The 13,897-nt window shown below is 55.5% G+C and carries 13 protein-coding genes and 1 pseudogene; 1 reads left to right on the top strand and 13 read right to left on the bottom strand.

Annotated elements, in window-relative coordinates; translation table 11 throughout:
• Window positions 1-349: 349 nt before the first annotated feature.
• A pseudogene (locus HDF14_RS26365) lies at window positions 350-475 on the top strand (LysR family transcriptional regulator); the annotation flags it as partial.
• On the opposite strand, the gene HDF14_RS05135 reads toward HDF14_RS26365, so the two are convergent.
• The 13 genes from HDF14_RS05135 to HDF14_RS05075 all read right to left on the bottom strand — a co-directional run bounded on the left by HDF14_RS05135 (window position 437) and on the right by HDF14_RS05075 (window position 13,811).
• A complete protein-coding gene (locus tag HDF14_RS05135) occupies window positions 437-1,483 on the bottom strand; it encodes an MmgE/PrpD family protein (RefSeq protein WP_260698035.1) in 1,047 nt (348 codons plus the stop codon). The pseudogene HDF14_RS26365 and the gene HDF14_RS05135 sit on opposite strands and share 39 nt — an antisense overlap.
• Before the next feature lie 38 nt (window positions 1,484-1,521).
• Window positions 1,522-2,511, bottom strand: coding sequence for an AEC family transporter (locus HDF14_RS05130; protein ID WP_183974190.1), 990 nt, complete (start codon window positions 2,509-2,511; stop codon window positions 1,522-1,524).
• A 28-nt stretch (window positions 2,512-2,539) separates the two neighbouring features.
• Window positions 2,540-3,862, bottom strand: a complete 1,323-nt coding sequence (locus tag HDF14_RS05125) for an acetyl-CoA hydrolase/transferase family protein (RefSeq protein ID WP_183974189.1) — start codon at window positions 3,860-3,862, stop codon at window positions 2,540-2,542.
• A gap of 64 nt (window positions 3,863-3,926) precedes the next feature.
• Window positions 3,927-4,451, bottom strand: a complete 525-nt coding sequence (ripB, locus tag HDF14_RS05120) for a (R)-specific enoyl-CoA hydratase RipB/Ich (RefSeq protein ID WP_183974188.1) — start codon at window positions 4,449-4,451, stop codon at window positions 3,927-3,929.
• A gap of 55 nt (window positions 4,452-4,506) precedes the next feature.
• Window positions 4,507-5,367, bottom strand: coding sequence for an itaconate degradation C-C-lyase RipC (gene ripC, locus HDF14_RS05115; RefSeq protein WP_183974186.1), 861 nt, complete (start codon window positions 5,365-5,367; stop codon window positions 4,507-4,509).
• A gap of 111 nt (window positions 5,368-5,478) precedes the next feature.
• Window positions 5,479-5,883, bottom strand: coding sequence for a nuclear transport factor 2 family protein (locus HDF14_RS05110; protein WP_183974184.1), 405 nt, complete (start codon window positions 5,881-5,883; stop codon window positions 5,479-5,481).
• Window positions 5,884-6,291: 408 nt separating this feature from the next.
• On the bottom strand, window positions 6,292-6,900 hold the full coding sequence (locus tag HDF14_RS05105) for a LutC/YkgG family protein (RefSeq protein ID WP_183974182.1): 609 nt from the start codon (window positions 6,898-6,900) through the stop codon (window positions 6,292-6,294).
• Window positions 6,887-8,287 (bottom strand): lactate utilization protein B, encoded by a 1,401-nt coding sequence (locus HDF14_RS05100; protein ID WP_183974180.1) that lies wholly within the window; start codon window positions 8,285-8,287, stop codon window positions 6,887-6,889. Before HDF14_RS05100 ends, HDF14_RS05105 begins: the two co-directional genes overlap by 14 nt.
• 18 nt (window positions 8,288-8,305) lie before the next feature.
• Entirely contained in the window at window positions 8,306-9,097 is a 792-nt protein-coding gene (locus tag HDF14_RS05095) for a (Fe-S)-binding protein (protein ID WP_183974178.1), read from the bottom strand.
• A gap of 2 nt (window positions 9,098-9,099) precedes the next feature.
• Window positions 9,100-9,651, bottom strand: coding sequence for an FUSC family protein (locus HDF14_RS05090; protein ID WP_183974175.1), 552 nt, complete (start codon window positions 9,649-9,651; stop codon window positions 9,100-9,102).
• 139 nt (window positions 9,652-9,790) lie between these two features.
• The gene (locus tag HDF14_RS05085) at window positions 9,791-11,443 is read right to left on the bottom strand and encodes an NAD-dependent malic enzyme (RefSeq protein ID WP_183974173.1); all 1,653 of its coding nucleotides are present in this window, start codon (window positions 11,441-11,443) and stop codon (window positions 9,791-9,793) included.
• Between the two features lie 60 nt (window positions 11,444-11,503).
• Window positions 11,504-12,934 (bottom strand): class II fumarate hydratase, encoded by a 1,431-nt coding sequence (gene fumC / locus HDF14_RS05080; RefSeq protein WP_183974171.1) that lies wholly within the window; start codon window positions 12,932-12,934, stop codon window positions 11,504-11,506.
• 589 nt (window positions 12,935-13,523) lie between these two features.
• Complete coding sequence (locus HDF14_RS05075; protein ID WP_183974169.1) at window positions 13,524-13,811, bottom strand: hypothetical protein; 288 nt, start codon at window positions 13,809-13,811, stop codon at window positions 13,524-13,526.
• Between the last annotated feature and the right edge of the window lie 86 nt (window positions 13,812-13,897).

Below are 13,897 nucleotides of genomic sequence, written 5' to 3'. Positions count from 1 at the left end.
TTCCTAGAGCTTTGACCCGCAGGACGCCGCCCGCATAACGGTTTTGAAGATGCGCAGTATCTCTTCCGCCGAATGCCATCGACACCACGAGGAATGTCGATGTTTGGAAAGCTGGGGACAAGAATCAGCAGTGCGGAGCATGATGAAGATATAAGGCCGCGTGAGCGCAATTTTATGATTCTCATGATCAGTCGTTCCCTCCAAAGGAAGAAGGTTCATCGTCGTAGCCGTGGCAGTCCGGTATTTGTTCTTGCGCGGAACCGACAATCAAATAGATTAGGTTTTGAGCGATAGGTAGCGACGCTTTGTTTCGAACGGAGCGTTCTATAATAGAGATAGGGGTAAGTCTATGGAATTGCGGCATCTTCGCTATTTCTGTGCGGTCGCAGACTGGAATGGATTCAATCGCGCGGCACGAGCGCTGCATACTTCTCAGTCATCGATCAGCGCACAGATCCGGGATCTCGAGCAGGAGATTGGCGTGACACTGTTCAATCGCGCGCAATCCCGAGTGAGCCTCACTCCTGCCGGGGAGAAATTTCTTGAGGAGGCACGTCGATTGGTGGCGGGGGCCGATCGAGCCGTGGACGTGGCGCACCTCTGCCTCAATCGAGACAATCGTGTCGGGATCGATTTTGTTCTGCTTCACAAGTTCGACCATGCAATGGACCGCGGACTGGGTGTGGATCATCGCGTTGTACTTCTTGATGGTGCTCTCCACGACGCCCTCGTACCCCTGTTTGCCCCAATCGACGTTGATCTTCATCCTCAGGAGGTGATCAATGCCCAAGGGGCCCTCAATGACTTGCAGCGGCCCTTGCACTCCTCGACGGGCCAGGAACAGCGTGTTCATGGCGCCGAGCGCCGACTGGGACGATGCAAGGCCCTTCCACTGCGACAGCGGCTTTGCACGAACAACGGCGAAAGAAGCATCGCTGACCGCGGCCATCGCGATGGCATGTCCAATCTGCTGCTCGCTCAGACCGAGTAGCCGGCCAGCGGCGGCGTTGTGCGAGAAGGCCAGTTGCGCGGTGTGGTCGAAGCCGCTGCTCATGAAGCTGGCGTGATCAACAAAACGTGACTGCACCGTGTAGCCTAATGCCACTGCGAGCATCAAATCGCGTCCACTGCCGCCAACGTAGTCGGAGATGGTGAGCGCCACGCCGAAATTGTCCGCGGTATGGCAGGTTTCGGTTTGAGCCAGGAAGTTGTCCATAAAATCGACGTAGCGCACCAGCGCGGTGTGCCAGAACGCTGCGTAGATCGGGTTTGCCTTTCCGCCTCCGATCAGCGCAACTGGCCCGCTGCCACCAAACTCTGCGACCTGCTCGCGACAAGCCTCGACCGGGCCCGCGCCCAGTGCGGCGATGGAGCAGCCTAGAGAATCCAGGATGTGGATTGGTATCTGCCTGCGTGATTCGGCCGAAAGGTCGTCGAAGGAAGCGCGGGCGGCATACTTTGCGAGAGCTTCAACTTGAGTCATGATTTGGATTCTCCTTTTCTGGTAGGTGAGTCATTTGCTTAGTGCGTTAGGGCGATGAAAACTCCCATCGTGACGATCGAGCCCATTACGCTGAGGAACACGGAGGATGCTGCCTCCTCCTGTGCGACGCGGTACTGCAAAGCAAGCATGAGCACAATAGGCATGGCTGGAATGGCCGTCGTCAGTACAGCCTCACTGACTACAGGATTGCCATAGCCCATCCATCGCAAACCACCCATAACCAGGGCGGGCTGAATGATGTTTTTCAGGAATACGAAGAACAAGACATATCGGTTGACTTTGATCTTTCCGGATGCAAGTACGATCCCGCAGGCAAAGAGCGCGACGCCTCCGGATGCGTGGCCGAGCAGGGCAAGCGAGTGGACGATGAGTTGAGGAATGCGGAGGCCGCTCAACACAATAACGAAAGCGAGGACCGGTGCCCAAACGATCGGTTCTTTGACGGTTTCCACGAGTTTGCCGGTGAACACCGAGACGTATGATTTAGGAGCCGATGCTGAATCCCTTCCTGCCTGCAGAACAGAACTTTTGTTCTCTGAGTCTCTCCCTGTCGAATCCAATGCGAGAAGCAGAATCGTGATTGGCACGACCGTGAGATTGATGACCAGGCTGGCTATTGCGATCGGAATGGCGCTGAGCCCTCCGAATAGATCGCCGAGTACGGCTGGGCCAACGAAAGGCACTGCTGGTGCGGAAGCCGTCAGCGCGGCCAGCGCGCTACTACTCACTTGCATATGAAGAACTAGTCGGGAAAACAGAAACACCACACAGTAGAAGCCAATGATGCCGACGCACAGGGTAATAATTAGCGGCACGTCCTGACTGAGTGCCTTGCGCGACGTCATAACCGTTCCGGCAAAAAGCGCCAGCGGTACTGCGTATTGAAGCACCATCCGATTCAGGGTCGAGGCATCCTTTGACCCAAAATCGTGTCGCCAGGCCGACACGAAACCGAGTAAAAAGGTGACGACCATCGGAAGGAGTGCGCTCAAAATCGTATCTAGCATGGTTGTTTGCCCTGTTGTCCTGAACTTCTCAAATCAGGTGCATTCCCTTGGCCGCCGCCGTGAGCTCACCTTGGAACTCGGGGTGGGCCAGGCTGATCAATGCTTTGGCGCGCTCCGTCGATGACTTACCTTTGAGGTCCGTCCAACCGAATTCTGTGACGACAAACTGCGTGTCGGTGCGCGGAGTGGTCACCGGGCCGTCCAGCCGAGCCACGATTCGCGACACCTTGCCTTTCGCCGCAGTCGAATGGCAGGCAATGATCGACTTGCCTCCGAAGGAAGCGTAAGCGCCACGCACAAAGTCGAGTTGGCCTCCCGTTGCGCTGTACTGGTGACCGAGCATGTGTTCAGCGTTGACAGCTCCGGTCAGGTCGACTTGCAAGGCGGCATTGACCGAGACGACGTTATCGTTTTGGGCGATGATGTGCGGGTCGTTGACATAATCCACTGGGTGGCTCTCGACGGATGGGTTGTCGTCCAGGAAGTCATACATAGCCTTTTGCCCTATGGCGAAGGTGAAGACGGTCTTTCCCGTATTTAGCCGCTTGCGCCGGTTGGTCACCACACCCGCTTCAATCAGGTCGATCATCCCGGGGCAGAGCGCCTCCGTGTGGATGCCCAGATCTTTCCGGCTAGCGAGTTGCGTGCAGACCAGGTTTGGTAGCGCACCGACGCCCATCTGCAGGCATGCACCATCCGGCACCATCTCGGCGATGATCCCGCCAATCGTGGCGTCCTCCGGTGCCGACTCAGGAACTGGTAACTCCAATAACGGTGCGTTGTTCTCGACGATGACATCGACTTCTGAGATATGTAGTTGCGCCAGCGAACCATAGACCCGCGGCATCTGATCGTTCACCTCCACGATCAGGTGCTTGGCCGCGCGAGCTACCTTGCTGGAGTAGTCATTCCCCGTGCCGAAGGTAAAGTACCCATGGCGATCCATGGGCGACACGGTCACGAGAAAGGTGTCGATGCAGATATGTTCCGTCAGGAGCCGGGTGGATTGATGGAAGTTGCTTGGAACGTAGGTGAGCACCTTGCGCCCCCCGTCCTGTATCCCTTTTTTGATCAGGGCACGCTCGACTCCCGTGACGAACATGCAATAGGGATGAATGCGGCCTGTAAGCTCATAGCGCAGAATCGACTCGCCAGCGATACGCGTGGACTCAAAGTAGTAGATCTTCAGATCATCGACTTCGCCCGCGGCGGCACGGTCCGCCAGTGCGTTGAGTAACGCCGGCGGCTCGGTCATGGCCATGCCCATCGACAGGGTGGCTCCCGAGGCAATCCGCCCGACCGCGTCTGCGGGCGTGGTGAGCTTCGATCGATAAAGCGATTTGGGTTCCATTGTGATTTCTCCTCGGATCCGACCCGTTTTGACGATTCGTGCGTAGCTCGGGCTTGTGCGAGATCTAGTAGTTCGCGGAGTCCGGTTGGTGACCCTGCTTGTAGATCAGCATCGTGCGCTCGAAGCTCATCACTTCCTTGCCATCCTGATTCAGCCCGCGTGTGGAAACCGTCACGATCCCTTGCGTGGGGCGACTCTTTGATTCGCGCTTGAATAAAACCGTCGATTCCGCATACAGCGTGTCACCGGCGAAAACCGGGTGCGTCGCCTTGACTTTGTCCCATCCCAGATTGGCAACGACCTTGGCACTGATGGTTCGGACGCTCATGCCAGTGACGAGTGCGAGGGTGAACGTGCTGTCCACCAGCATCTTCTTCCACTCTGTCTGCGAGGCGTAGGCGGCATCGAAATGGACAGGTTGCACATTCAGGGTCAGCAACGTCATCCAGATGTTGTCTACATCTGTGATCGTCCTTCCCGGACGGTGCTCGAATACGTCCCCAACTTCGAAATCCTCGTAGTAAAGGCCAGATGTCTCGCGATAGTGCTTCGGGCCTAGCTCCCGGTATGCCGATAGTGTCTTCTCCATGTCCTCTCCTTCTCGTTGCGTTTCTTTCGTTAATTTCCGCTCCAGATGGCAAGACTTATTTCTCAACAGCGATTCCAGCTCGTTCAAGGACGAGTCTCGCCTTGCGCGCAACGGCTTCATCCACCATCTGGTGATCCACAGAACCTACGCCCTTCTGGTTCACGACAAGAATCTGGCGTGCCTCGGCTACTTGTTGTTCGCTCGGGGTTAAGACCTCATTGATGATTGCAATTTGTGCCGGGTGGATTGCACATTTGCCGTGAAAGCCCAGGCTTGCCGAGGCTTCCGTCTCCTGCCTGAGGCCCTCGGTATTTCCAATATCGAAATAGGGAGAATCCAGAGCCGCGATCCCGGCGGATGCCGCCGCCTGAACAATGCGTGACCTCACCCAAAGCAACGGCTCCCACGCTGTCTTGGCCCCGAGATCCGCAGCCATGTCTGCCGCGCCGAAGATCAAGGCTGCTGGCTTGGCGTCTCCTCGGGCTATCTCATCGAGAGCCCCCACTCCCTTGGCGCTCTCGATGAGCGCGATAATCTGCGCTGTCTTGCCTGCTTCTTGCAGCAGGTTTCGTACCAGGCCAATGAGGGCCGACGATCCGCATTTCGGCAGGACCAGATAATCAGGATCTCCCGATGAACTTAGCAGCGCCTGCAGGTCGTCGAACCCGAACCTTGTGTCTGGCGAATTGATTCGTAGCGCATAAGGAAGGTGGTCAGCCGGAACTTCGGCGAGATAGCGAAGCGCTGTTGCGCGTGCCTCTTTCTTTGCGGATGGCGCGACGGCGTCTTCCAGATCAATGATTAGCGCGCCTGCGCCTACGTTGACCGCACGCGTAAATCTGTCCGATTTGGTCGCGGGCGTGAACAACCAGCTCTTCAGGGAAAGAATCGATTTCTGCAATTTTGGAAGAGTCATACCAGTTCCTTCAAGCGTTCTCAACTGATCTCAACGCCGATCAATCAAGTCGACCGTAATTCCGTCTGGTTGGTGTTGGAGGCGGCAGGAATGGGAGATCGACGCAGCCGATCAGGCAATCGGATTCTCCTCGAACAATTGGGCGACCATTGCCGAGTCGAGGTAGGCACGAACTCGCACAATCAACCCCGCTTGGAAATAAACTACCCAGCAGTAGCGATTGTCGAAGCGCATGCCGTTCTTTGCTGTCGCTAGAGAATGAAGTTCTACCACCGCCTCGTCGTCCTTTACGATCAGATTCTCCACATGGAGTTGCGCGCCGTGTGGGAGAACCTGGCTCAACTTGGCGAAAGTGCCCTCCGTAAAAGCCTTCTTGCTGCCGTAGTGACCGGCGAGAGGGTGGGTGCCCATCACTGTCCAGTCGACGTCATCAGCTACCCGCTCGAAGAACGCAGCGCCGTCGCCGTCCTCAAGTCCCTTGAAGATCTCCCGAACACTGTCTGATGTAATTGCCATTTGAATAGCTCCTTATCTCTCGCGATCTGTCTTCTGCGCTTTCGCAACTAAATAAGCAGGTATCTTGCCAATTGCTAACGTGCTGTAAAGAGACAGGGTCAACATCGGATTCATGCTTCACGCTCAGCAAAATGACGAACGCTCAGCAGAACGTGCTGGAATCAAAACCTGAACCAGCAACGGATGGCCTCACCTTTTGAGGTTGGTCTGGGAAGACGGAGAGAGAATGTGATGGCAGGAGCCGGACGTCGAGAGCGTGCCGATGCATTCGTTCCGCATCGCAAGCCCGAGGCAAACCTGACCGCCGCGGTCACGGCTGTCAGGGGCAGCCAACGCGTGCTGCACAAGTCTGTAGCTGGTGTCTCCATGTTCGACCCACTCTGCCCATTGTTGGCGTTAGCTGGCCGTTTACATGGGCGGTAGGAAGAATATGTTCAATGAGCGAGCGCCCTGGGCGCCATGCACCAAGGTGGCCTCCACATCTGCTGTGGCCGATGGCCCCATCATGAAGCATCCGAATGCTGTTTCATCGAGTCGCACGCGAAGGTATGCTGCGTGCATATCCGACACGATCTCATTCGGATCCAGAAGAACAATGAGGTGTTGCGAAAGGAAGCCTAGAGCATCGACGACGAGGTCTTCCTGCGTCAGCCAGACGGCGCCACTCTCGGCCACGCCGAATTGCGCGCGGACGATTCCAACATCAACGTCGGCGAGCTCGTGTGGATCGTGAACCTCAGTTACTTTGCGTGTGCCGGCGATCTCCGGTACCGCGGAGCAAATCACCATCGCTTCTGGGTGAAGGACCGCTAGTTTGGTCTCGACCTCCGCCACACTGGAGACATCGTGAGCGACTCCTCCAGCTTTTTGGAGATGTACTTCAAACTCCGGTTTGAGAGGGGTGTCAGCGCGTTGAAAGACCGGTATCTGCGGAGCCTCTGCCTCTTGCTTAATAAGAAAGAGGTTGCTGTATCGGATCCCCTTCAAAATCACTTCGCGACTGCTAGTCGTTTCCATGCTCACTCCGATTTGCGAGATACCACTCGCGGAAAGTCTTCTTTGCTGGTTGAGGGAGCTGCCGATCGCGTCCCCATGGATTCAATGAGTGGTTGTACAGCAGGAAGTCCGGCGCATAGCCCAGCGCGGGACCACCTGCTTCTTCCATCAGGCGAAATTCTTCCGGATGTCCGAAGGCGCGACCGGCAGCCGCAAATGCTAGACGCTTTACCAATGGGAGGTATCCCTTTTTCGCCATCACCCTGCGCCACTTGAAAATCTGATCGCTTATATCAATCTTCACGGGGCAGACGTCCGTGCACGATCCACATAAAGTGGAGTGGAACGGAAGCTCACTATACTTGAACTCGTCGAACGTAGGATCGAGTATCACTCCGATGGGGCCGGAATAAGTCGCACCATACGCCAAACCGCCGCTGCGACGATAGACCGGGCAGGTGTTCATGCAGGCTCCGCAGCGGATGCACTTCAATGAATGCCAGAAATCGGGCATGCCAAGCCGTCGGCTTCGTCCGTTATCAACCAACACGATGTGAAGCTCACCACCTTTTCTGGGTCCGGTGAAATGGGAAGAATATTGGGTGAGCGGCTCTCCTTCCGCGCTACGAGCAAGCAACCTCAAAAAGACGCCCATATCTTCCACTCGTGGAACCAGCTTCTCAATACCAATGCTGGCAATATGCAGCGGTGGCACTGAAGCCCCGATGTCGGCGTTCCCTTCATTCGTGCAAACCATGAAGGTTCCAGTTTCGGCGATCGCGAAATTGCCGCCTGTCATGCCGGCGCCCGCTGCCAGAAATCTCGGTCGCGCGTTGTTCCGCATGACCTCGGTCAAGAAATGCGGATCATCATTATTTGGATCCGTGCCTATCTTGCGTGCGAACAATTGAGCTACGTCCCGGCGCGTTTTGTGGATTGAGGGAAACACAATGTGGCTGGGCGGCTGACCGTCGAGTTGCTGGATACGCTCACCCAGATCGGACTCGATGACCTTGATTCCACGGTTTTGCAGAAAGGGTGTCATCTGACACTCTTCCTGGAGCATCGACTTGCTCTTGATCAATTCCTTCACGCCGTGGCTCTCGAGTATGGAATGGACGATCGTGTTGTGCTCGGCTGCATCTATCGCCCAGTGAATATGCGCGCCACGTTTTGTGGCATTAGCCTCGAACTCTTCGAGATAATGATCGAGGTGAGTGAGAGTATGTTCCTTGATCTTCGAGGCAAGTTCGCGCAGTTCCTCCCATTCCGGGATGGCTGCTGCCTGCGCATCGCGCCGCTGCATTGTTGCCCACAAGAAGCGGTCGTGCATCGGTTCATGCACTTGATCACGAAGGATAAATAGCTCAGCTGCCGCTGCCGGATCAGCTTTTTTCGTGTTACTCATGGCAGGAAGTCCTCCCTCTTAAAATGGGCCACCGTTCAAGACTTGCGCGACGTGAACGTATTTGAGATCCAGACCGGCGCGCCGCGCGATCCCTTGCTGGTGCATCAGGCACGACATATCAGGCGAGACAACATATTCGGCCCCGTGCCGAAGATGATCGTGAACCTTGTCCAGACCCATCCTTGCGGAGACGGCCTCGTCCGTTACGCAGAACGTGCCGCCGAATCCACAACAATCATCCGGTCGATCCACGGGCACGAGGACCAGGCCTCTTACTTTCGACAACAGGGCAGCTGACTTGTCGAATGGAGCGCCCATGATCTCCGATGGTTTTGCGATTCCGAGGCCACGGATGGAACTGCAGCTATTGTGCAAAGCGACGGAGTGTTGAAACTCCGCCCATGGGAAGGAGTCGACTTGCAAAATATCGTGAAGGAACTCGACTAACTCATACGTCTCTTGCCGAACGTGCCTGACATCATCTGTCTGTTCGATGGCATCGAAGTGACATCGAACCTGTTTGACGCAGCTCCCAGCCGGTCCGACGACGTAATCGAACGGGGCAAAGTTCTCCACAAAAAGGTGCTCCGCGGCAGCGGCGTTGGACTCGTCCCCGCTATTGGACATGGGCTGCCCACAGCAGGTCTGGCCGAGCGGGAAATGCACATCCAGTCCGAATCTCTCCAGAAGTTGCAAGGTAGCAATTCCGACCTCTGGAAAGATCATGTCGATATAGCAGGGAATGAAGAGACCAACTCTTAGTCCTTTCTGAGTGGCCGAACCGTTTGTGGCTGAGACCGGAAAGATCATTTCTATTCTCCTTTCTGTCTGAGAAGTACCCACACCCGTGCAGCAAGAGAGGCGACTAGGATGCCAACGCCGGTGTCGACAAGTCGGAGAATGGGTTGTATCCAGGCTGGCCCCCTACTTATTCCGGCAACAACGAACACTACGGCGGTCGTAATGGCTGTTGTGACAATGTCCTCAGAACGGCCAATCAGACCCAAAATGACGGTGCCGATCCAGATAACTGCGGCCATCCCGAAGACATTGAACGGAAAAATTAGAAAGTATAAGAAGCAGAGTGCGAAGCTAAGGACTGTCGCCAGCGTCCGCGATATGGCCGCGCGATCGCTCTGGAGAGTTCTGTATCGAAACACAAAGATTGTCGCGACCACTGCCCACATACCTCCCAGCAGGTCATTGTCGCGCGATACAGAATACTCGCGCGCAAGGATGCTCGTGATGAGCCAATAGCTGATGAGGCAGGAGATTGCCAGCATGGTTCCAAAGCCAATTTCCTGGCCCATACGTGACATGCGAGTTCCAGCGACGACACCTTCATTGTGTGTGGATTCCATCATTTAGTCCTCCTTGGGTCCAGATGTGGCGCAGACGGCCAAATCCCGTGTAACGGCGAGGCTTCTCACAAATCGACACCCCTAGAGTCTTCATGGGAAGAGGTTTCGTTGTTCTACAAGCGCGGAATTGTGCCTTCCTGTCCTAAGCGGGGGTCGTTTCAATAGCTAGTTCCGCGGCATACTCCGGCTTGTACACGTGCTCGCGAATGAAGGCGACCATGTCTTTGGGACGCTTCACGCGTGCGAGTCCTGAATCAAACACCAATATTGCCACTCGCGCGGCAGTCTGAATCTCGATTTCAAGAATCCCCGATTGGAGCGGATAAAGGAGCCCCTGGTTCAGTAGGTCAGGTGGCACCTGATCTGCGACGGCATGCGCGGCTTCAATGAACATCTCATCGGTGACTCGAGATGCTTGGGTCGCGAAGATGGCCATTCCAACCGCAGGAAAGATGTAAAAGTTGTTCGCTTGCCCCGGCAGGAACGTTTGTCCGTTGAAGTGAACTGGCGGAAATTGAACGCCGGCGGCATAGATGGCCTTGCCCTTCGACCAGGTGTATGCCTGCTCGGCCGTGCATTCCGCATGCTCCGTAGGATTCGAAAGTGCAAGGATTACTGGACGTTCGTTAACCCCCGAGACTGCCTCGACGACCGCCTGGGTGAACGTGCCACCAACTGTGCTGACGCCAATGATGGTCGTCGGCCGGATGCTTTCAATCGCCGCCACAAAATCCCGCGTTGGCTTGTGTTTGTGGGCATAGATTTTCTGAAAATCGAATAGATCGGTGCGGGTCGATTCAAGCAGGCCATTGACATCGAACATATAGACCTGTGACTGAGCTTGTTCCAGTGTCAATCCTTCCTTGACCAGCGCTGAGCACAGAAGACCGGCGAGGCCGATGCCAGCGGAGCTCGCGCCCAGGAAGAGATATTTCTCATCGCTGAGCTTGGTTCCCTTGATCTTCGCGGCGTTGATCATCCCTGCGAGCACGATGCCCGCTGTGCCCTGCACGTCATCGTTGTAAACGCAGTACTTGTCCCGATAGCGCTCGAGCAGATGAACAGCATCGCTTCCGGTCCAATCCTCAAAGTGAATGCAACACTTTGGAAACACCTCTTGAACCGCCTCGACAAATTCGTCGACGAAGGAATAGAGGGCCTCGGCGGATGGGCGTGTCTGGCGCAGACCCAAATACAGAGGATCGTGCAGGTACTGCTCGTTGTTCGTCCCGGCATCGAGATACATCGGCAACAAATACTGGGGCGGTACGCCAGCGCAGCCGGTGTAAAGTTGCAGCTTGCCGATCGGGATTCCCATCCCGTTCGCTCCGATATCGCCAAGCCCAAGAATTCGGCCGCCGTCAGTCACACAGATAAACCGCACATCCTTCTGGGGCCAGTTCTTCAGTATTTCTTTCACTTTGCCGCGGCGGGTAATGGACAGATACATACCACGAGGCTGGCGGTAAATGTGCCCAAATTTCAAGCACGCCTCGCCAATCGTTGGGTCGTATATGATGGGCAAAAAACGCGCAGGATCGGACATGATCGTGCGATAGAACAAGGTCTCGTTATGGTCAAGAAGATCGATCAGGTAGATATAGCGTCCCAGATCTGTGCTCTTTGTGCCGAGTTGCAGGAGCACACGTTGCACTTGAATATCTTCGGTTTCTGTCACGTCGGGAACGAGACCAACGAGGCCGTAGCGCTCCTTCTCGTCTTCCGTGAACGCCGTGGACTTGTTCGCGAATGAGTCCCGAAGCAAATCGATTCCATTTTTGTGAGACATCGGCATACTTCTCCTTTTTCGCTCTGTAAGCTTTCAACGCTGGTAGGAATTGGCGATGTTGTTCTTTCAGCTTTTTGCAACGTACGGGCGGACCATCTTGGCTGGATCCACAACGCGGTCAAATTCCTCTTCTGTTACGAAGCCGAGCTTCAGTGCGCCCTGCTTCAGAGTGAGCTCGTGGTCGAGCGCGTAATGGGCAATCTGAGAGGCCTTGTCATACCCGATTACGGGCGCGAGCGCAGTGACCAACATCAGGGAGCGCTCTACGTACTCCTTGATCACCTTCAAATTCGGCTCTGTTCCTTCGATAAGGAACTTCCGGAAATTTGTGCACCCGTCGGTCATAATCGTGACCGAGTGAGCGATATTGAAGATGATCAGAGGCTTGTACACATTCATCTCCAGGTAGCCCCCTGCACCACCAAATCCAACCGCTACATCGTTGGCCATCACCTGCACCGCAACCATGGTCAGTGCTTCGGCCTGGGTAGGGTTCACCTTACCGGGCATGATGGACGAGCCTGGCTCGTTCGACGGAATCACCAATTCAGCGAAACCCGCGCGCGGGCCGCACGATAACAACCGGATGTCGTTTGCGATTTTGTAGAGCGAAACCGCCAGAGTGCGGAGCGTGCCCGAGAGTTGAACAAGTGCATCGTGAGCGCCCTGCACGGTGAATTTGTTCGGCGCGCTAGCAAAGGGAAGGCCCGTGAGCTTCGCAATTTCGGCAGCAGCCGCCTCGCCGAAGTCTGGGGCGGCATTGATTCCGGTCCCAACGGCTGTTCCGCCCAGAGCAAGGCGATACACACCGTTCAGAGCATCCTCAATGCGTTCGAGATCTTCGCTCAACATTCCGACATATCCCGACCACTCCTGCCCCAGCGTGAGTGGGGTGGCATCCTGCATATGTGTGCGGCCGATCTTCACGATGTCTTTCCACTGCTCGGCTTTCGATCCGATTGCATCGTGCAGTGCAGTCACCGCGGGTATAAGCAGCTCTTTCACATTCACCGCCGCCGCAATGTTCATCGCAGTGGGGAACGAGTCGTTTGAGGACTGCGACATGTTGACGTGGTCGTTAGGATGGACTGGTGTCTTACTGCCAAGCGGAGTGCCCGCGAGCTGGCAGCAGCGGTTGGAAATCACTTCATTCACGTTCATGTTGAATTGCGTGCCGCTGCCTGTCATCCAGACGTGCAGTGGAAACATATCCTGATGCTTGCCGGCAAGGAACTCATCGCAGGTCTGAACAATGAGTGTGTGGTGCTCGCTATCAAGCCTGCCGCCTTCGTGATTTGCGTTGGCGGCTGCCTTCTTCAGTATCGCGTAGGCTGAGATCATTTCGCGGGGGATCAGATCTTTCCCGATGCTGAAATGCTCGAGCGATCGCTGGGTCTGTGCCCCCCAGAGTGTGGTGCTCGATACTCTCACCTCGCCGATGCTGTCGGATTCAACTCTGAAGGTCGGCTGCTCTAAGTCGGTGGGTGCTTTCTTCATCTATTCTCCTTTCGCATTCAGGGATTGCAATCACCGTGTCATCTTGTTCGCGATCTGTCTCCCGCACTTTCGGAATTTATAGATGCAAGCATCCTGCCAATTGCGAAGGTGCTGAAAAGAGACTGTGTCAACATCGGATTCATGCTTCACCTTCAGCAAAATGACGAATGCTCAGCAGAACGTGCTGGAATCAAAACCTGGACCGGCAACGGATGGGCTCACCTTTTGAGGTGCATCGGTCTGGGCAGACGAAAAGAGAATGTGATGGGAGGAGCCGCTCGATGGAAGCGAGAGCCGCCCCAACTAGAAGGATTGACGTTTCGGACCGTACTTATTGATTCCCAAATGCCTGATTTTCGATTCAACCGTTTGTCAAAAATCCAAGGGTTCGCAGCCTCGCCTGAGGGCCGGAAAATGCGGCCCTGCGCCAGGACTACGATGGGCTGACGAAGAGCGATCGGTGATCGCGCGCATACTGCTCATCTTCCTGCAATTTCCCCTCGGAGCGCTTCCGGGGATCGATATCGGCCTTAGTTCCATACCAGCGGACGATGTTCCCTTGTTCAATTGCCCGGACGACACGAACGAATCAGATGTTATCCGAAACCTGCGGCTGTGCCCCTTCGGCTCGCTCGCGAAGAATCCACTCGCGCACATAAGGAGGACAATGAACCAATGCAATCCCTCCGTCCTCGCAGTCACGCAAGAATCGTACAACCTCAACGTCCACAAGAGTGACCTCACCCAAGTCCAGGAGCATGTGAACGTTGTGATCGTCCATTTGAGCCCGTATGTTGTCGATATTGGCCGATTGAATTCGGCCACTGAGCCGCAGGCTCGTAGTGTCTCCGTCCGACTCCTTTTCAATCCTCAACATTGGTTGACCATTCCTTTCGGGCGCGGTCGTGGGCTACCGATACGAGATCATGGCCCGCCTGGCGAAGCGGTCAGCATAGACAACGC

The organism is Tunturiibacter gelidiferens, from assembly GCF_014201335.1.
In the GTDB taxonomy this organism is placed as follows: Bacteria; Acidobacteriota; Terriglobia; order Terriglobales; family Acidobacteriaceae; genus Edaphobacter; species Edaphobacter lichenicola_E.
Note: the sequence above shows the minus strand (reverse complement) of the source record. Positions and strands in the feature narration are given on the sequence as shown.